Origin of the sequence: Streptomyces thermovulgaris (assembly GCF_002155915.1) — a bacterium.
GTDB classification, from domain to species: Bacteria; Actinomycetota; Actinomycetes; order Streptomycetales; family Streptomycetaceae; genus Streptomyces; species Streptomyces thermovulgaris.
In genome coordinates, this window is the sequence record NZ_MUME01000047.1 from 25382 (window position 1) to 45163 (window position 19782).

Here is a 19782-nt window from a genome sequence, read left to right on the forward strand (position 1 = left end):
CAGCGTGCGTCGTACGGTGTTCAACGAGGATCACGAGGCGTTCCGGCAAACCCTTCGTGCCTTCATCGAGGCCGAGGTCGTACCGGTGTACGACGAATGGTTTCAGCAGGGCATCGTGCCCCGTGAGTTCTACTACAAGCTCGCCGAGCTGGGCATCTTCGGCATCAACGTGCCCGAGGAGTACGGCGGGGCGGGCCTCGAGACGCACAAGTTCGAGGCCATCCAGTACGAGGAGACCGCCCGCGCGGGTGTGACCTTCGGCGGCTCCAATGTGCACGTCCTGCTCGCGCTTCCCTACATCAAGATGCTCGCCACCGAGGAGCAGAAGAAGCGCTACCTGCCCAAGTTCGTCTCCGGCGAGGAGATGTGGGCCATCGCGATGACCGAGCCCGGCACCGGCTCCGACCTCGCGGGCATGAAGACCACCGCCAAGCTGAGCGAGGACGGGACGCACTACGTCCTCAACGGCGCCAAGACCTTCATCACCGGTGGTGTGCACGCCGACCGGGTCATCGTCTGCGCCCGCACCGCCCCGCCCTCGCCCGAGGACCGCCGCCACGGCATCTCCCTGTTCGCCGTGGACACCAAGTCCGAGGGCTACTCGGTGGGCCGCAAGCTCGACAAGCTGGGGCTGAGGACCTCCGACACCGCCGAACTCGCCTTCGTCGACGTCAAGGTGCCCGCCGAGGACCTGCTCGGCGAGGAGAACAAGGGCTTCTACTACCTCGGCGCCAACCTGCCCTCCGAGCGCTGGGGCATCGCCTTCGGCGCCTATGCGCAGGCCAAGGCCGCCATCCGGTTCACCAAGCAGTACGTCAAGGAGCGCACCGTCTTCGGCAAGCCGGTCGCCCACTTCCAGAACACCAAGTTCGAGCTGGCCGCCTGCCAGGCCGAGGTGGACGCGGCGGAGGCCGTCGCCGACCGGGCGCTCGAGGCGCTCGACGCCGGCGAGCTGACTCCCGCCGAGGCAGCTTCCGCGAAGCTGTTCTGCACCGAGGTCGCCCACCGCGTCATCGACCGCTGTCTGCAACTGCACGGCGGCTACGGGTACATGAACGAGTACCCGATCGCCCGCCTGTACGCGGACAACCGTGTCAACCGCATCTACGGCGGCACCAGCGAGATCATGAAGACGATCATCGCAAAGGACATGGGTCTCTGAGACAAGCATGAGTCAGGCACTTCAGTCTCTCCTCGATCTGCTCGACCTCGAGCAGATCGAGGAGAACATCTTCCGCGGCCAGTCGCGCTCCGTGGTCGTCCCGCGGGTCTTCGGCGGACAGGTCGCGGCACAGGCGCTGGTCGCCGCCGGGCGCACGGTCCCCGAGGACCGGCACGCCCACTCGCTGCACGCGTACTTCCTGCGTCCCGGCGACCCGGGTGCGCCCATCGTCTACTCGGTGGACCGCATCCGCGACGGCCGCTCCTTCACCACCCGCCGGGTGGTCGCCGTCCAGCACGGGCAGCCGATCTTCCACCTCTCGGCGTCCTTCCAGGTGCCGGAGGACGGGCTCGACCACCAGGCCCCCATGCCGCCCACCACCGACCCGGCGCTGCTGCCTCCCTCCGAGGAGCGGCTGCGGAGCTACGAGCACCTTCCGGCCGAGGTCGTGGAGCGTCTGCTGGAGGCCCGTGAGGCGGTCGACCTGCGCTATGCGGACGATCCGCCGTTCGGCAGGTTCGGCGAGCCGCGCGAGCCGCACTCCCAGGTGTGGTTCCGCACCAACGGCAAGCTCGGCGACGACCCGTTGCTGCACGTCGTCCTCGCCACCTATGTGTCCGACATGACCCTGCTCGACTCGGTGCTGCTCGCCCACGGGCGCGGCGGCTGGGCGGTCGGGGACGTCGTCGGGGCCTCGCTGGACCACGCGATGTGGTTCCACCGGCCGTTCCGGGCCGACGAGTGGCTGCTGTACGACCAGGAGTCGCCCTCCGCGTACGGCGGGCGGGGCCTGGGGCAGGCCCGTATCTACACCCAGGACGGCAGGCTGGCCATCTCGGTGATCCAGGAGGGCGTGGTCCGCGTTCCCTGGGACTTCGGGAAGCCCCGGGAGCGCTGAGAGGACCGGCGGGCGCGTCGCGGAGAACCGTTCGCAGAACGCGGGCGGCGGCGGACACCTCACGGTGACCGCCGCCGCCCGCGGCCGTCCTCCCCGGGTCCTCCGCTCCCGCCGGGCCCGGCGGTCCGCGGAGGGCCGGGATCCTCCGCCGCCCGCCGGACCCGCCCGGCGCTATGCCGTCAGACCCGCCCGGTCCAGCAGATACGCCGTCATCGGGTCGTAGTACCGGGGGCTGGCCACATGGTCGTCGAGCGGCACCGCCACCTGGAGCGTCCCCTCGGCCTCGGCGAGGAAGAGCGCCGGGTCGTTGCAGTCGGCGTAGCCGACGGAGTCCACCCCGTGCTGACCGGCGTAGCCCGCCCAGCCGTGGTCGGCGACGACCAGGTCCGGCAGCGGGCGGCCCTCGCGCTCCAGGGCGGTGAGGACGGCGCGCATCGGCTCGCCGGAGTGGGTGTGCCACAGCGTGGCGCCGTGCTCCAGGACGGCCACGTCCGCGAACTGCATGACGTACCCCTCGTCCGTCTGCAGCCCGTCCGGGATGACGACGATCTCGCAGCCGGCGGCGCGCAGCGCGGCGGCCGTGGCGCGGTGCACGTCCAGCAGGCCGCCGGGGTGCCCGGTGGCGAGCAGCACCCGCTGCCGTCCGTCGGCCGCCTTGCGCAGCCGGCAGGCCATCCGCTCCAGGGCGTCGACGGTCAGCTCGGGGTCGATGGTGTCCTGGCCGTAGCGATGCTCCGGGTCGTCGCTGACGCCGACGCGCTCGGCCATCACCGCGAGCACGTCCTGCTCGTCGCTCCAGCGGTCGCCGAACTCCAGCCCGAGCCAGAAGTGACGGTCGCCGTTGGCGAGTTTGCGGTAGTGGGAGAGGTTGTTCTCACGAGGGGTGGCGACGTTCCCGGCGATACGGGTCCTCACGAGGTGGTCGACGAGTTCGGCGCGGCTGGGTGTCCCGGATATCGACATGGCTTCCATTGTGGTGTCATGCCCGGCGCAGAGCGAACCACAGTTCCATGCGGACATCCGGGTCGTCCAGGTCGGCGCCGAGCAGGGCGGCGCACCGGGCGATGCGCTGCCGGACGGTGTTGCGGTGCACGGACAGGGCGACCGCGGTGCGGTCCCAACTGCCGTGCAGGGAAAGCCAGGTGCGCAGGGTCTCGGTGAGCGCCGGCGTCGCGCTGATCGGGGCGAGCAGCGCGCGGGCGTGCGCGTCGGCCTCGTCGGGAGGGATCAGGTCGGCGAGGCCGGGGCGGTCGCCGTGGCGGACCAGGGCGGTGCGGGTGGCGCGGGCGCGGGCCAGGGCGCGGGCCGCCTGGGTGTCGGCGGCGGGCCAGTCGGCCGCCGTGACGGCGGTGCTCACCCCGAGGGTCCAGCCGGGCTGCGGGGCCGGCTCCCGCTCGGCGGGCACCAGCACCCGTACGACCCCGTCCGCGAGGTCCACCAGCGCGGACCCGAGCGCGGTGCCGAGCGCGGAGGCGGCCATGGGGTCGGGGGCCTGCGCCTCCGGCCGTGCGTGCACCACGACCCACCGCTCGGCCCCGAGCAGCGGCGCGACCTCCTCGGGCGCCGCCCCCAGCAGCATCCGTACGAGCGCCGAGGACCGGGCCGCCCCCGTGCCGCTCTGGTGCTCCCCGGTGAGCAGCGACAGCAGCACCGCGGCGACGGACGCGATCGTGTGGTCCCCGGGGCTCCGCTCCGGAGCCGCCACCGCGAGCACGAACCCCTGTCCGGCCCCCAGCGCATAGGCGGCGAGATGACCGCCGTCGACGGTGTCGGTGGCGGAGGAGGGCGCGGTCCGGCCGGAGGCGGCGGACCCGGTGGCCGGGCGGGCCGGACCCTTCGGCCGCGGGGACGTGTCCGCCGGGGCCGGGCGCACCACGGCGGCCAGCTGCGCGAGCGCCGTGCGGACCTCCTCGCGCGGGGCCCGTCCCGCCGAGGCGATCTCCGCGCCGTCCGGGCCGTGGAGAACCGCCCAGCCGCCCAGGCGCCGGGCCAGCTGGCGCAGGACCGAGGGAACGGGGTTCGGCCGGGAGGCCGCGGCGGCCAGGCTCTGCTGGGCCTCGGCGACCCGGCGGAGCTCGGCCAGACGGACCTGGGCCATCAGCTGCCAGACGGCGCGGGTGATGCCGGAGAAGGGGGTCTGCGGGGGAACCTCCAGCAGCGGAAGGCCCTGGGCGTCGCAGGCCGCCACCAGGGCGGGCGGCACCGTGTCGTGCACCGGCGCCAGGCCGAAACCGAGCGCCGCGCCGCCCGCCGCGACGACCTGGGAGACATAGGTGTCGAAGTACGGCCCGGTGTCCGCGGCCGACGGGGCCGACGGGACATGGACACCGGCCGTCAGCAGGAGTTCACCGCCCAGCAGATAGGGGTACGGGTCGGCCATCTCCGAGGTGTGCACCCAGTGGATCACCGTGTCCCGGCCGGCCGGCCCCGCGATGTGGCGCAGGGCGAGGTCCTCCCGGGCGAGCAGGGCCGACAGGGGGACCGGCGGGGTCGGGGGGACCGCCGGGACGGCCGGCGCATGCGGATCCGGCATGGTGGACGATTCCTCCATCCCGCTCGGTTCGAATGGATGAAACGTACACTTCAAGGACTCTTTTCGGCCACCTAGGGTCGACCCACGAACCAGCCGCGAGGAAGGGGCGGTCCCTATGGTCGTCGACTACGCAGTGATCGTTGTGTATCTGGTCGGAATGCTGGCCATGGGCTGGTGGGGCATGCGCCGCGCCAGGTCGAAGAGCGAGTTCCTGGTGGCGGGCCGCCGGCTCGGGCCCACCCTGTACTCCGGCACGATGGCGGCCATCGTCCTCGGCGGTGCCTCCACCATCGGCGGTGTCGGTCTCGGCTACAAGCACGGGCTCTCGGGAGCCTGGATGGTCCTCACCATCGGCCTCGGACTGCTCGCCCTCTCGGTCTTCTTCTCGGCCAGGATCGCCCGGCTGAAGGTCTACACCGTCTCCGAGATGCTCGACCTGCGCTACGGCGGCCGGGCCGGCGTCATCTCGGGCGTGGTGATGTGGGCGTACACCCTGATGCTCGCGGTCACCTCCACCATCGCCTACGCCACGATCTTCGACGTCCTGTTCGACCTGCACCGCACCGTCGCGATCATCCTCGGCGGCACGATCGTCGTCGCGTACTCCACCCTCGGCGGCATGTGGTCCATCACGCTGACCGACATGGTGCAGTTCGTGGTCAAGACGATCGGCGTCCTGCTCCTGCTGCTGCCGATCGCCGTCGTCAAGGCGGGCGGCTTCAGCGAGATGCAGGCCAAGCTGCCGACCTCCTACTTCGACCCGCTGGGCATCGGCGGCGAGACGATCTTCACCTATGTCCTGATCTACACCTTCGGCATGCTCATCGGACAGGACATCTGGCAGCGCGTCTTCACCGCCCGCAGCGACGCGACGGCCAAGTGGGGCGGCACCGTCGCCGGCACCTACTGCCTGGCCTACGCCGTCGCCGGCGCGGTCATCGGCACCGCCGCCAAGGTGCTCTACCCCGACCTCGGCAACGCCGACGACGCCTTCGCCACCATCGTCAAGGCCGACCTGCCCATCGGCATCCGCGGACTGGTGCTCGCCGCCGCCCTGGCCGCGGTGATGTCCACCTCCTCCGGCGCGCTGATCGCCTGCGCCACCGTCGCCAACAACGACATCTGGTCCCGGCTGCGCGGCGCCGTCCGCCGCGGCGAGGAGGTGCACGACGAGGTCAGGGGCAACCGCGCCTTCATCCTGATCATGGGCGTCGGGGTGATCTGCACCGCCATCGCCCTCAACGACGTCGTCGCGGCCCTGACCGTCGCCTACAACCTGCTCGTCGGCGGACTGCTGGTGCCGATCCTCGGCGGGCTGGTGTGGAAGCGCGGCACCGTGCAGGGCGCCCTCGCCTCCGTGATCGTCGGCGGTCTCACCGTCGTCGCCCTCATGGCGACCGCCGGCATCCTCGCCAACGAGCCCATCTACTACGGTCTGCTGGCCTCCCTCGCCGCCTACGTCGTCGTCTCCCTGCTGACCCGGCCCACCGACGAGGCCGTCCTCGCCGCCTGGCGCGAGCGGCTCGCCGGGCGCACCCCCGAACTGCCGTCCGAGCCCGTCCCGGTCCAGCAGTAGAGTCGCCCCCGGAAAGCAGTACATGCGCGGATGAAGCGCAGGAAAGAAGGCATTTCATCATGAGCAGCAACGAGATACCCCGCGGCCCCGTCGACTCCTCCCGCGTCCCGCGGTACGCCGGCCCCGCGACCTTCGCCCGGCTGCCCCGCCTCGACGAGGTCGGCACCACCGACATCGCCGTCGTGGGCGTGCCGTTCGACTCCGGTGTCTCGTACCGGCCGGGCGCCCGCTTCGGCGGCAACGCCATCCGCGAGGCCTCCCGGCTGCTGCGCCCCTACAACCCGGCGCAGGACGCCTCCCCCTTCGCCCTCGCCCAGGTCGCCGACGGCGGCGACATCGCCGTGAACCCGTTCAACATCAACGAGGCCGTGGAGACCATCGAGGCCGCCGCCGACGAACTGCTCGGCACCGGCGCCCGGTTGATGACCCTCGGCGGCGACCACACCATCGCCCTGCCGCTGCTGCGCTCCGTCGCCAAGAAGCACGGCCCGGTCGCCCTGCTCCACTTCGACGCCCATCTCGACACCTGGGACACCTACTTCGGCGCCGAGTACACCCACGGCACCCCGTTCCGCCGCGCCGTCGAGGAGGGCATCCTCGACACCTCCGCCCTCTCCCACGTCGGCATCCGCGGCCCGCTGTACGGCAAGCAGGACCTCACCGACGACGAGAAGATGGGCTTCGGCATCGTCACCTCCGCCGACGTCTACCGGCGCGGCGCCGACGAGGTGGCCGACCAGCTGCGCCGGCGCATCGGCGACCGGCCGCTGTACATCTCCATCGACATCGACTGCCTCGACCCGGCCCACGCGCCCGGCACCGGCACCCCCGAGGCGGGCGGCATGACCTCCCGCGAACTGCTGGAGATCCTGCGCGGCCTGGCCGACTGCCACCTGGTGTCGGCGGACATCGTCGAGGTGGCACCGGCGTACGACCACGCCGAGATCACCTCGATCGCCGCCTCCCACACCGCGTACGAGCTGACCACCATCATGGCCCGCCAGATCGCGGCGGCCCGGAAGGACACGGAAGCGAAGTGACCCACCACCACGACCCGGCGCTCCGCCCCGCACCCGCACGGACGAAGGCAGAGCCCGGCACTCCCTCCCGTCGCCCGGACACCCCCCACGACGGCAGCACCGCGCACCGCGCGCGAGGGGGCCGCAACGGCGGAGACCTGGTCGTGGAGACGCTGGCCGGGCTCGGCGCGACGACCGTCTTCGGCCTGCCCGGCCAGCACGCCCTCGGCATGTTCGACGCGCTGCGCCGCTCCGACCTTGCATACGTGGGCCTGCGGGTGGAGAACAACGCGGGCTTCGCGGCGGACGCCTACGGCCGGATCACGGGCCGGCCCGCGCCGCTGCTGCTCTCGACCGGCCCGGGAGCCCTCACCTCCCTGGCCGCCCTCCAGGAGGCGGCGGCGGCCTCCGCTCCCGTCCTGGCCGTCAGCAGCCAGATCCCGACCGCCGGGCTCGGCGGCGGCCGTCACGGCTATCTGCACGAACTGCCCGACCAGGCCGCCTCCTTCCGGGGGGTGGTGAAGTCGGTCCACACCGTCCGCACCCAGTCCCAGATCCCGTCCGCGATCGCGGAGGCCTGGACGTCGGCGCTGACCGTCCCCCACGGGCCCGTGTGGGTGGAGATCCCGCAGGACGTGCTGATGGCCCCGACGAGCCTGCCGGCGGTCACGGCGATGGACGCCGCACCGCAGCAGCCCGCCCCCCGGCCGGAACTCGTCGCCGCGGCGGCCGGCCTGCTCTCCCGCGCCGCCCGTCCCGCGATCATCGCGGGCGGGGGAGTGGTCCGCGCGGGCGCCTGCGGCGAACTGCTGGCCCTGGCCGAGAAACTGAACGCCCCCGTCGTCACCACCTTCGGCGGCAAGGGCGCCTTCCCCTGGGAGCACCCGCTGTCCCTCCAGTCCTGGATGGAGGACCGGCACACCACGGACTTCCTGGAGGACGCCGACGTCCTGCTCGTGATCGGCTCCGGCCTGGGCGAACTGTCCTCCAACTACCACACGTTCAAGCCGCGCGGCCGGATCGTCCAGATCGAGGCCGACCTCGGCAAGCTGGAGTCCAACCACCCCGCGCTCGGCATCCACGCCGACGCCCGCCTGGCGGTCCGGGCACTGCTGGAGGCGGTGGACGAACGCCCGGACGAGAGCGCCGCCGGCCGGGCGCGGGAGCTGCTGGACAAGGTCCGCGCCCGCATCGCCGCCCAGGAACTCACCCTGGAGCAGGAGGTCCTGGCCTCCGTCCGCCGGGCCCTGCCCGACGACTCCCCGTCCTTCTGGGACATGACGATCCTGGCGTACTGGGCCTGGTCGGCCTTCGACGCCAAGTTCCCCAACGCCATGCACTCGGCCCAGGGCGCCGGCGGTCTCGGCTACGGCTTCCCGGCGGCGCTCGGCGCCGCGGTCGCCGACCCCACCCGCCCGGTCCTCGCGGTCTCCGGCGACGGCGGCGCCCTGTACTCCATCGCCGAGCTGGCCACGGCCCGCCAGTACGACCTGAACGTCACCTGGCTGATCGTCGACGACGGCGGCTACGGCATCCTCCGCGAGTACATGACGGACGCCTTCGGCCAGGCCACGGCGACGGAGCTCACCCGCCCCGACTACGTGGCCCTGGCCGAGTCCTTCGGCGTCCCGGGCGTGCGCACCACCCCCGAGACCCTCGAGAAGGACCTGGCGAGGGCCCTGGCCGAACCAGGGCCCTCGGTGGTCGTCCTCCCGGCGGTCCTGCGCATGTTCGCGCCGACGCACCTGGACTGATCCGGGCCGGTCCGGGCCGGCGGCACCGGGAGGACGCCGCATCCGGTCAGGAAGGGCGGAAGGTCTTACTTCAGGCGCAGTTCCTTCCAGGTCTTCGGGCCGACGATGCCGTCGTACGGGGTGACCTTGTAGGTCTTCTGGAACCACAGCACGGCCGCCTTGGTCTTGGGACCGAAGTCGCCGTCGACCGCGAGCTTGGGCGTGTAGGAGGTCGTCTCGTTGATCAGGGCCTGGACCTCCCTGACCGCGTTGCCCTTGCTGCCCGTCATCACGGTGGCGCTGCCCTTGTAGTAGCCGCAGTAGAAGCCGATGCTGCTGGTGTACGAGCACTTCGCCGCGGCCGAGGCCTTGCCGGTGACGGAGTGGGCGGCGGCGCTGCCGGCCGAGTGGGACGTGCCGGCGGTGGCGACGCTCGCCGTGCCGCCCACGAGGGCGAGGGTCGCGATGCCGATGCCGAGGGACTTGCGCAGGGCGCTGATGGTCATGGGATCTCCCCGTTTTCCGTGCTGAACGGTTGTCGGTGCCGTACGGGGACCGTGCCGTCCGGACGCGGTCCCCGCCGTGCCCCACCGACACTGCCCGTCCGCCCCGGGGCGGGGCCACCGTCGTCGGCGGGACGGGGCCCACACGGGACGTCCCACCCTTTGACCTGCGGGGACGCGGTGCGGGACGAGACGGCGGCGGGACGCCGGGACGTCCCGTGCGATGGCCGAAACCCCCCTTTGGGGGAGGGGGCCGGGGAACCGGAGCCGAGGACCTCCTGTCCTTCCAGGAGGAACTGCCGCCAAAAGGAAGAGATGTGGGGGGACATGTCTCCTTGGAAGCAGCTGCCGGATGCACTCGACCCCAGGGCGCGGCACCTGGTCGTACAGCTCCGCCGTCTCAAGGACCACAGGGGGCTCAGCCTGCAGGCGCTGGCCTCCCGGACCGGGTACAGCCGTTCCTCCTGGGACCGTTACCTCAACGGCCGGGTGCTGCCGCCCCAGCAGGCGGTGGTCGCGTTCGCCCGCGCCTGCGACGCCGACGCGGAGCGGCTGCTGGCCCTGCACGAGCTGGCCGTGGCCGCGACGGACGGCACCAAAGGAGCGGTGCGGGGGAAGGGGCCCGGCCGGCCCCGGAACCCCGAGCCGGCCGGGCAGGCCGGGACGGCCGGGCAGATCGAGCAGATCGAGCGGGCCGGACGGGCCGTGCGGGCCGGGGCGGCCTTGAAGCCCGGGGTGCCGGAGGGGGAACCGGGGAACGGTGACGGGCGAAGCGGTCTGCGCCCCTGGGTGATCGCCTCGGTGGCCGCGGCCGTCACGGTCCTGACGGTTCTGACCGCCCTGCTGGTGATCACCCCCGGACACGGGGGCGAGGAGCACGGGGGCGAGGCGCAGGGCGGGCACGTGGCCACGGCGGACAGCGCGGCCACGGACCCGGAGCAGCAGCCGTTCGTGTTCCGGCCCGGCAAGGACCACCCCTGCCCGGTGCACCGGGACGACGACGGCCTGCTGTACGCGGGTTACAGCAAGACCCGTACGGCCCTGATCGGCAAGGGGTCCACCCAGTGGGCCGTCGTCGAGGCACAGTGCCTGCTGCGGCACCACGGCTTTCCGCCGGGGCTCGCCGACGGGATCTTCGGCAGCCGCACCGAGCGCGCGGTCAAGCGGCTGCAGCGGGACGCGCACCTCGTCGTGGACGGCGTGGTCGGCGAGGACACCTGGGGGGTGCTGCGGAAATGAGGCCCGGTGAGCGGCCGCTGGAGTGCGAGCGGCTGGCGGGGACGCTGCGCGGCCTGCGCGCCCGGACCGGGCTGAGCCTGGCCGCCCTGGCGGGGAAGACGGGGTACAGCAAGTCCTCCTGGGAACGCTATCTCAACGGAAAGTGCCTTCCGCCGCGCCAGGCCGTCGAGCTGCTGTGCGAGCTGGCCGGCGAGGCCCCCGGCAGGCCGCTGGCCCTGTGGGAGATGGCCGACGCGGTGTGGAGCGGACGGGGCGGCCGGCCGCCGCGGCCCGCTCCTCCGCCGGCCTCCGCCGGGCCTTCGGCGGCCCCGGAGCCTTCGGCGGCCCCGGAGCCTTCGGCGGCTCCCGGGCCTTCGGCGGCTCCCGCCGAACCCGCCGCGGCTGTTTCCGCACCCCGCCCGAGGCCCGACACCGCCCGGCCCGCGCCGGGCGGTCCCGGTGGTCCCGGCGGTCCTGACGGGACCGGAGGGGCCGGCGGAGGCGATGAAGGCGGCGGAGGCGGCGGGAAGGGGACCGGGGGATCCGGCAGGGAGCCCCGCCGCCCGGCGCGTCCGCGTGGGCCTCTGCGCCGGGAGCTGGCCATCGGGGTGGGCTGCGGCCTGGGCGCCGTCGCCGTCGTGCTCCCCCTGGTGATCACCGGTGCCTTCGAGACCCGTCCCCGGCAGGCGGCCGGCCCGCCCGCGGCATCCGCCGCGGCGGCCCCGGCGTCGCCGGGCTGCCACGGCAGCGGCTGCACGGGCAAGGACCCCGAGAGCTACGGATGCGGCGCCGTGCCCCCGCCGGCCACCCTGCAACGCCGGAGCTTCCCCGGACGGACCGTGGTCAAGATCAGGTACGGGGCCGGATGCCGTGCGGTGTGGGCCCGTATCGACCTGGGGCGGATCGGGGACCGGGTCGAGATCCATGTCCCCGACCATGCTCCGCTGGGGACCGAGGTCAAGGACGAGTACGACGCGGAGGGCTCCCTGTCCACCCCCATGGTCGCCGTCGGCCGTTCCGGCACCGACGGGGTCCGGGCCTGTCTGGTGCGGCAGGAGAAGCGGCACTGCTTCGGCCCGGACGGCGCCGACGCGCTCTGACCGGGCGGCCTGTTGCACCCGCCCGGGCACGGGCGGCCTCCCGGGCGCGGCGGGTGCCGGTCCCTGTGAGATCCGGCACCCGCCGCGCCCGCCGTTCCCCTCGAGGAACCCCCAACCCCCCGTCGGCAAGGCGCACAGGGCGCGGGAAGGCGCACGGAGCGGTTCCGCCGGACGGCCGGCGCACACGGAGCGGATTGTTACAGCGGGATGAAATCCGCTGCTGTCCGTGTTGGTGCCTTGCGGAAGATCGGGCCGTCGAGGATCGGGTCGTCAGGGAGGCACCGACGTGGCAACGCAGCCGGGGTGGGCGCGGAGACTGGCCGGGTACGCCTGGCGTCATCCGAAGGACGTGATTCTCGCCCTCGGCTCGTCCCTGGCCGGCATGGCGGTCATGGCCTTCGTCCCGCTGATCACCAAGGTGATCATCGACGATGTGATCGGCGACCAGAGCCGCCGCATGGCCCCCTGGGCCGGCGCCCTGATCGGCGCCGCACTCGCCGTCTACGCCCTCACCTACATCCGCCGCTACTACGGCGGCCGGCTCGCCCTCGACGTCCAGCACGACCTGCGGACGGAGATGTACGAGGCGATCACCCGGCTCGACGGCCGCCGTCAGGACGAGCTGTCCACCGGCCAGGTGGTCGGCCGCGCCACCAGCGACCTGCAGCTGATCCAGGGCCTGCTCTTCATGCTGCCGATGACCATCGGCAACATCCTGCTCTTCGTGATCTCCCTGGCGGTCATGGCCTGGCTGTCGCTGCCGCTGACCCTGGTGGCCCTCGCCGTGGCCCCGGCCCTCGGCTGGATCGCCCGGCGCAGCCGGACGAGACTGCACCCCGCCACCTGGTACGCCCAGGCCCAGGCCGCGGCCGTCGCGGGCGTGGTCGACGGCGCGGTGAGCGGTGTGCGCGTGGTGAAGGGCTTCGGACAGGAGGAGCAGGAGACCGCCAAGCTGCGGGAGGTCGGCCGGCGGCTGTTCGCCGGGCGGCTGCGCACGATCCGGCTGAACTCCGTGTACACCCCGGCCCTCCAGGCGGTGCCGGCGCTCGGCCAGGTCGCCATGCTGGCCCTCGGCGGCTGGCTGGCGGTGCGCGGACACATCACGCTCGGCACGTTCGTCGCCTTCTCCACCTATCTCGCCCAGCTCGTCGGCCCGGTCCGGATGCTCGCCATGGTCCTCACGGTCGGCCAGCAGGCCCGGGCGGGCACCGAGCGCGTCCTCGACCTGATCGACACCAGGCCCACGATCGCCGACGGCACCAGGAAGCTGCCCGCCGACGCCCTTGCGGTGGCTCCCCCTCGGGCGCACGGAGGCGACGGACACGACGGCGACGGAGGCGGCGCCGGGGCCGCCGTGGAGTTCGACGACGTGTGGTTCGGCTACACGGAGGACCGGCCCGTCCTGAAGGGTCTGTCCTTCGAGATCCGCCCCGGCGAGACACTGGCCGTCGTCGGCTCCTCCGGCTCCGGGAAGTCCACGATCTCCCTGCTGCTGCCGCGCTTCTACGACGTCACCCGCGGCGCCGTCCTGATCGGCGGCCACGATGTGCGCGAACTGACCCTGGACTCGCTCAGGGCCACGATCGGACTGGTGCCCGAGGACCCCTTCCTCTTCTCCGACACGGTCCGCAACAACATCGCCTACGGCCGCCCCGACGCCACTCAGGAGCAGATCGAGGCAGCCGCCCGCGCCGCCCGCGCCGACCGCTTCATCGCCGAACTGCCCGAGGGGTACGACACCAGGGTCGGCGAGCACGGCCTGACGCTCTCCGGAGGCCAGCGCCAGCGCATCGCGCTCGCCCGCGCCATCCTCACCGACCCGCGCCTGCTCGTGCTGGACGACGCCACCTCCGCCGTGGACGCCCGTGTCGAACACGAGATCCACGAAGCCCTGCGGCAGGTCATGGAGGGCCGCACCACCCTGCTGATCGCCCACCGCCGCTCCACCCTGAACCTCGCCGACCGCATCGCCGTCCTCGACCACGGCCGTCTCGTCGACATCGGCACCCACGACGAGCTCCAGCAGCGCTGCGCCCTGTACCGGCGTCTGCTCACCGACCCCGACGAACTCGGCGGGGTCTCCCCGGGCCACGTCCAGCCCGCCGCGCCCCGGGAGGACGACTCGGTGCGGGAGGAGCTGGACGCCGAGTTCGACGCGGAGCGCGGGGTGACCCCGCGGCTGTGGACCGGCGACCGGGAGCCGAAGGACACCGCCCTGTCGGGCAGCCCGGCCACCCCCGAGCTGCTCGCCCAGGTGGAGGCCCTGCCGCCCGCGACCGACACCCCCGACGTCGACGAGCAGCAGGCGGTCCGCCCGGAGGACTCCTACGGCCTGCGCCGCCTTCTGCGCGGCTTCGGCCTGCCGCTCCTGATCAGCCTGGTCCTCGTCGCCGTGGACGCCGGCATGGGCCTGCTGCTGCCCGTCCTGATCCGGCACGGCATCGACCAGGGCGTCACCCGGCTGGCTCTCGGCGCGGTCTGGGCGGCCTCCCTGCTCGCCCTGCTCACCGTCCTGCTGCAGTGGGCGGCGCAGGTCGGCGAGATCCGGATGACCGGCCGCACCGGCGAGCGCGTGCTGTATGCGCTGCGCCTGAAGATCTTCGCCCACCTCCAGCGGCTCGGCCTGGACTACTACGAGCGCGAGCTGACCGGGCGGATCATGACCCGGATGACGACCGACGTGGACGCGCTGTCCACGTTCCTGCAGACCGGCCTGGTCACGGCGTTCGTCTCGGTGGTCACCTTCTTCGGCATCATGGTCGCCCTGCTGGTGATCGACGTACAGCTGGCGCTGGTCGTCTTCGCGACCCTGCCGCCGCTGATCGTCGCCACCTACTTCTTCCGCCGGGCGAGCGTGAAGGCGTACGAACTGGCCCGTGAGCGGGTGTCGGTGGTCAACGCCGACCTGCAGGAGTCGGTGGCCGGGCTGCGGATCGTGCAGGCGTTCCGGCGCGAGCGGGACGGCCGGCGGCGGTTCACCGAGCGCAGCGACGGCTACCGCCGGGCCCGTGTCCGGGGACAGTGGCTGATCTCGGTCTACTTCCCGTTCGTGCAGTTCCTGTCCTCGATCGCGGCGGCCTCGGTGCTGATCGTGGGGGCGGGCCGGGTGGAGGCGGCGACGCTGACCACGGGCGCCCTGGTGGCGTACCTGCTCTACATCGACCTGTTCTTCGCGCCGGTCCAGCAGCTCTCCCAGGTCTTCGACGGCTACCAGCAGGCGACCGTCTCCCTCGGCCGCATCCAGGAGCTGCTGCGGGAGTCCCCGTCCACGAAGCCCGCCGCCGAACCCCTGAAGGTGCCCGCCCTGCGCGGGGAGATCGTCTTCGAGAACGTGCACTTCGCGTACGGCGACGGCGAGGAGGCGCTGCGCGGCGTCGATCTGCGCATCCCCGCCGGACAGACCGTCGCGTTCGTGGGCGAGACCGGCGCGGGCAAGTCGACCCTGGTCAAGCTGGTGGCCCGGTTCTACGACCCGACCAGCGGCCGGGTGACGGTGGACGGCAAGGACCTCAGGGAGCTGGACCTCACGGCGTACCGGCGCCGGCTCGGGGTCGTCCCGCAGGAGGCGTACCTCTTCCCGGGCACCGTCCGCGACGCCATCGCCTACGGCCGCCCCGACGCCACCGACGCCGAGGTCGAGGCCGCCGCCCGGGCCGTCGGCGCCCACGAGATGATCGCCACGCTGGAGGGCGGCTATCTGCACGAAGTCGCCGAACGCGGACGCAATCTGTCGGCCGGCCAGCGCCAGCTCATCGCCCTGGCCCGCGCCGAGCTGGTCGACCCCGACATCCTGCTGCTCGACGAGGCGACCGCCGCACTCGACCTGGCCACCGAGGCCCAGGTCAACCAGGCCACCGACCGGCTCGCGGGCCGTCGTACGACCCTGGTGGTCGCCCACCGGCTGACGACGGCCGCCCGGGCGGACCGGGTGGTGGTGATGGACCACGGCCGGATCGCCGAGGAGGGCACGCACGACGAACTGCTGGCCCGCGGCGGACGGTACGCCGAGCTGTGGCGCACCTTCATCGGCGCGCCCGAGCCGGAGGAGTCGGTCGGCGCCTCCCGCTGACCGCGGACCCGCGACCGCATCTGCGACCGCCGGGCGTCCGTGCCGCTCCCGTGCGCCCGTATGACTGACGGGTTGTCATGCGGCTGAGGGACGGCCGCGGAACGCATCCGGGTGAACGTCATGCTGAGTGCATGTCACCCCGAGCGGGCGTCACGAGGACACGGGAGCATCGGCGATGCGTGCCTGCCGCCGGACGGGTGGGGCCCGCCGTCGCACAAGTCCGTCTCCGCGATGGCCGGATTCCGTGCTGAACGCGTGACAGTTCCTGGACAACGTCCGGGATTTTTTCCCCTTCTTCCCTGGTGTGCGCCGAAGTTGCTCCGATACCTTCCGGCGCACATCTGTCTGAGAGGGAGGGTGCATGCGCACAGCGCTCAGATGGCTGCTCGCGCTCACGGTGCTCATCGGCACCCTGGGCACGGCGGGGACGGCCACCGCGGTCCAGCCGGAAGCCACGGGCAGCACCGCAAGCGGCACGGACGCCGACATCAAGGAACGGCTTCTGGCCATACCGGGCATGAGACTGATCGAGGAGAAGCCCTACACCGGCTACCGCTTCTTCGTCCTCGGCTACACCCAGCCGGTCGACCACCGGAACCCGTCGAAGGGCACCTTCGAGCAGCGGATCACCGTGCTGCACAAGGGAGTCGACCGCCCGACGGTCTTCTACACCAGCGGCTACCACGTCTCCACGTCACCGGGCCGCAGCGAGCCGACCCGGATCGTGGACGGCAACCAGGTCTCCATGGAGTACCGGTTCTTCACCCCGTCCCGGCCCGCCCCGGCCGACTGGTCCAAGCTGGACATCTGGCAGGCCGCCAGCGACCAGCACCGCATCTTCCGGGCCCTGAAGCCGCTCTACCCCCGCAACTGGATCGCCACCGGCGGCTCCAAGGGCGGCATGACGGCCACCTACTACGAGCGCTTCTACCCCGATGACATGGACGCCGTGGTCGCCTATGTCGCCCCCAACGACGTGGTCGACAAGGAGGACTCCGCCTACGACCGCTTCTTCGCCACCGTCGGCACCAAGGAGTGCCGCGACCGGCTGAACGCCGTGCAGCGGGAGGCGCTGGTGCGCCGGGACGCGCTGGAGAAGAAGTACGCCCGGTACGCCGCCGAGAACGACTACACCTTCACCGTCGTCGGCAGCCTCGACAAGGCGTACGAATCCGTCGTCCTCGACTATGTGTGGGCCTTCTGGCAGTACAGCGAGCTGAAGGACTGCGACAGGATCCCGGCGGACGCCGGGAACGCCACCGACGAGCAGCTCTGGGAGACCCTCGACTCCGTCTCCGGGTTCTCCTTCTACACCGACCAGGGACTGGAGCCCTACACGCCGTACTTCTACCAGGCGGGCACACAGCTGGGCTCGCCGACCATCCGCCTGCCGCACATCGAGAAGAAGCTGCTGCGCTACGGCTATCTGCCGCCGCGGCACTTCGTACCGCGTTCCATCCCGATGACGTTCCAGCCGTGGGTGATGCGGGACGTCGACACCTGGGTGCGTCACCACGCCCACCGGATGCTCTTCGTCTACGGGGAGAACGACCCGTGGAGAGCGGAACCGTTCCGTCTCGGCCACGGGGCACGCGACTCCTACGTCCTCACCGCGCCGGGCATGAACCACGGGGCGAACATCGCCGGTCTCGTCCCCGAGGAGAGGGAGTTCGCCACGGCCAGGATCCTCGAGTGGGCCGGAGTCGCCACCGCGGCGGTCCGGAAGAACCCCTCGGCGGCCGAGCCGCTGGCCCGCTACGACGCCGGGCTGGACGCGCGTGACCTGGAGCGCGAGCCGGTGCTCAGGCCCTGACACGCCATGGCTGCGCCCGGGCGCACGGCCTCACAGCCGCCGGGCGCAGCCCACCGGCTCCTCCCCGCCCAGCTGCACGTACAGAGCGGTCGACGCCGGGCACTGAGCACGGCTGCGCACCGCCCGCGTCACCTGGTACTCCGGTTCTCTCTCCCCCGAGCCGTCGCACGCGGTCTCCCGCACCTGGCCGGGGCCCGCGCTGTGGACGCAGTCGCCGACGATGGTGCGCGGCCCGCCCCCGCCGCCCGGGTCGCCCGGGTGCGGCGGCTGCAGATTGCGCATGCAGGCGTAGCCCTGCGGGATCACGCCTTTCCCGTCGGCCGCGGGCTGGGTGCCGATGTGCAGGACGAAGTCGGTGGTCGGCGGACACGGCGGTCCGTCGTCCGGCCGGCCGTCGTGGCGGGCGATCACCCGGGCCGCCGCCCGTTCACTGGAGCAGGGCGCCTCGGTGAAGCTCGTCGTGCCGAAGGAACTGCACTCGTTCACCGCGAGGAACACCGTGTCCTGGCCGAAGGACCGCTCCGGGGCACCGCCGGACAGCGTCCCGGGCCCGGCGGATCCGGACATCTGCCGGCATCCCGTCAACAGAACGGCGATCAGCGCCGCCAGGGCGCATCCCACCCCCGCCGGACGTTTCCCGCGCATTGCCTCCCCCGGTCCGTACCCGACCCAGCGTGTCCCGCGGCGGCGAGGACACGCCAGACGTGCGGGGATGCTTTGGGGCCGTTCGAAGGGTGTGCGCCGGGCGTACGGCGTATGTGCCGTACGCCCGTTGCGCAAGCCGGCTCGTACCCGGCTCGTACCGGCTCGTATCCGGCTAGTACGACAGTCCGTGTCCGACCGGGTAGAGGACCTTCGTCGGATCGTCGGCCCGCTGCACCGGGACCGGCAGCCTTCCGCTCGGCTTCACCCGGCCGGCGATCACCCGTGCGGCGGCACGCAGTTCCACATCGGTCCAGCAGTAGGTCGCCAGACAGGCCGGCACGGAGGGCAGCCGGGCGATGTCGTAGGGGTTGCGGAGGGCGACCGCGATCACCGGGCGTCCGGTGGCGAGAAGCCGTTCCACCAGGGTCGTCTGAGGGCTGCCGGCCGTGACGTTGTACGTCCCGACCACCACCGCGTCCGCCTTCCGCGCCGCGGCGACCGCCTGCTCGACGACCGCCGCCGAGGGGGCGGTGCCGGTCGGCAGGGCCGTGGCCGAGAAGCCCAGCCCGGTGAGGGCGGCGGCGAGAACGCCGGTGGGCGGGCCCGTGGTGCCCGACGGGGAGGCGGGGTCGGCGCCGACGACGAGGAGCCTGCGGTGGGTGCGACGGGACAGCGGCAGCAGACGGCCCTCGTTGACCAGCAGGGTCGTGGTCCGTTCGGCGATGCGGTCGGCCGTCTCCAGGTGGGCGCGGACACCCACGGTGCGGTCGACGCCGGCCCGGGTGACGTACGGGTCGTCGAACAGGCCCAGCTTCGCCTTCAGCCGCAGAATGCGCAGCAGCGAGGCGTCGAGCCGGGCCTCGGTGAGCTCGCCGTCGCGCACGGCCTTCAGCACCGCGTTCCAGGCGACCTCCAGGGAGGGCGGATTGAGCAGCTGGTCCACGCCCGCCTTGAGCGCCAGCACCGGAACCCGGTCGTCGCCGTACTTGGTGCGCACGCCCTCCATGCCGAGCGAGTCGGTCACCACGACCCCGTCGTAGCCGAGCTCGCCGCGCAGGATCCCGGTGAGCACCGGGTGGGAGAGGGTGGCCGGGTCGCCGGAGTCGTCCAGGGCCGGGAACTGGAGGTGGGCGGTCATGATCGAGTCGATGCCGGCCCTGATCGCGGCCCGGAAGGGCACCGCGTCCAGCGTCTCCCACAGCTCGCGGCTGTGGGTGATGACCGGGAAGCCGTAGTGGCTGTCGACGTCGGTGTCGCCGTGCCCGGGGAAGTGCTTGGCGGTCGCCGCCACCCGGGAGTCCTGATAGCCCTTCACCTCCGCGGCCACCAGCCTCGCCACGGCGTCCGGATCGGAGCCGAAGGAGCGTACGCCGATGACCGGGTTGGCCGGGTTGACGTTCACATCGGCGACGGGGGAGTAGTTCTGGTTGATGCCGAGGGCACGCAGCTCGGCGCCCGCGATACGGCCCAGGGTGCGGGCGTCGGCGGTCGAGTCGCCCGCCCGCCTTCCCCC

At 72.5% G+C, this 19782-nt stretch carries 14 protein-coding genes; 9 read left to right on the forward strand and 5 right to left on the reverse strand.

Features of this window, described 5'->3' with window-relative positions; all coding sequences use genetic code 11:
* Positions 1–4 precede the first annotated feature (4 nt).
* Both CCN35_RS05450 and CCN35_RS05455 read left to right on the forward strand, forming a co-directional pair.
* The gene (locus CCN35_RS05450) at positions 5–1162 is read left to right on the forward strand and encodes an acyl-CoA dehydrogenase family protein (protein WP_067388389.1); all 1158 of its coding nucleotides are present in this window, start codon (positions 5–7) and stop codon (positions 1160–1162) included.
* Between the two features lie 7 nt (positions 1163–1169).
* Positions 1170–2060 (forward strand): acyl-CoA thioesterase, encoded by an 891-nt coding sequence (locus CCN35_RS05455; protein WP_067388391.1) that lies wholly within the window; start codon positions 1170–1172, stop codon positions 2058–2060.
* A gap of 171 nt (positions 2061–2231) precedes the next feature.
* Here the strand turns inward: CCN35_RS05455 and CCN35_RS05460 are convergent, their stop codons facing one another.
* Both CCN35_RS05460 and CCN35_RS05465 read right to left on the reverse strand, forming a co-directional pair.
* A complete protein-coding gene (locus CCN35_RS05460) occupies positions 2232–3023 on the reverse strand; it encodes a phosphatase (RefSeq protein WP_067388477.1) in 792 nt (263 codons plus the stop codon).
* A 16-nt stretch (positions 3024–3039) separates the two neighbouring features.
* Positions 3040–4593: a PucR family transcriptional regulator ligand-binding domain-containing protein gene (locus tag CCN35_RS05465; protein ID WP_425444280.1), complete on the reverse strand. Its 1554-nt coding sequence runs from the start codon at positions 4591–4593 to the stop codon at positions 3040–3042.
* A 115-nt stretch (positions 4594–4708) separates the two neighbouring features.
* Between CCN35_RS05465 and CCN35_RS05470 the strand changes: the two genes are divergently transcribed.
* Genes CCN35_RS05470 through CCN35_RS05480 form a run of 3 tightly spaced genes read left to right on the forward strand, consistent with a single transcriptional unit; the run spans position 4709 to position 8942 of the window.
* The gene (locus tag CCN35_RS05470; protein WP_067388395.1) at positions 4709–6169 is read left to right on the forward strand and encodes a sodium:solute symporter family protein; all 1461 of its coding nucleotides are present in this window, start codon (positions 4709–4711) and stop codon (positions 6167–6169) included.
* Between the two features lie 59 nt (positions 6170–6228).
* Entirely contained in the window at positions 6229–7209 is a 981-nt protein-coding gene (gene speB, locus CCN35_RS05475) for an agmatinase (RefSeq protein ID WP_067388397.1), read from the forward strand.
* Positions 7206–8942 (forward strand): thiamine pyrophosphate-binding protein, encoded by a 1737-nt coding sequence (locus tag CCN35_RS05480; protein ID WP_067388399.1) that lies wholly within the window; start codon positions 7206–7208, stop codon positions 8940–8942. The genes speB and CCN35_RS05480 overlap by 4 nt, the downstream gene beginning before the upstream one ends.
* Before the next feature lie 65 nt (positions 8943–9007).
* Here the strand turns inward: CCN35_RS05480 and CCN35_RS05485 are convergent, their stop codons facing one another.
* Positions 9008–9427 (reverse strand): peptidoglycan-binding domain-containing protein, encoded by a 420-nt coding sequence (locus CCN35_RS05485; RefSeq protein ID WP_067388401.1) that lies wholly within the window; start codon positions 9425–9427, stop codon positions 9008–9010.
* Between the two features lie 324 nt (positions 9428–9751).
* Here CCN35_RS05485 and CCN35_RS29230 point away from each other — a divergent pair, with 324 nt between their 5' ends.
* The 4 genes from CCN35_RS29230 (at position 9752) to CCN35_RS05510 (ending at position 17624) form a co-directional block, all read left to right on the forward strand.
* A complete protein-coding gene (locus tag CCN35_RS29230) occupies positions 9752–10663 on the forward strand; it encodes a helix-turn-helix domain-containing protein (RefSeq protein WP_067388479.1) in 912 nt (303 codons plus the stop codon).
* Complete coding sequence (locus CCN35_RS05500; RefSeq protein WP_086791689.1) at positions 10660–11742, forward strand: helix-turn-helix domain-containing protein; 1083 nt, start codon at positions 10660–10662, stop codon at positions 11740–11742. The genes CCN35_RS29230 and CCN35_RS05500 overlap by 4 nt, the downstream gene beginning before the upstream one ends.
* Positions 11743–12028: 286 nt before the next feature.
* Positions 12029–15811: an ABC transporter ATP-binding protein gene (locus tag CCN35_RS05505; protein ID WP_067388407.1), complete on the forward strand. Its 3783-nt coding sequence runs from the start codon at positions 12029–12031 to the stop codon at positions 15809–15811.
* 361 nt (positions 15812–16172) lie between these two features.
* Positions 16173–17624, forward strand: coding sequence for a S28 family serine protease (locus tag CCN35_RS05510; RefSeq protein ID WP_067388409.1), 1452 nt, complete (start codon positions 16173–16175; stop codon positions 17622–17624).
* 30 nt (positions 17625–17654) lie between these two features.
* Here the strand turns inward: CCN35_RS05510 and CCN35_RS05515 are convergent, their stop codons facing one another.
* Entirely contained in the window at positions 17655–18269 is a 615-nt protein-coding gene (locus CCN35_RS05515) for a hypothetical protein (RefSeq protein WP_086791691.1), read from the reverse strand.
* Positions 18270–18441: 172 nt separating this feature from the next.
* Positions 18442–19782 (reverse strand): glycoside hydrolase family 3 protein (locus tag CCN35_RS05520; RefSeq protein ID WP_086791693.1); only part of this gene is annotated, 1341 nt, incomplete at its 5' end.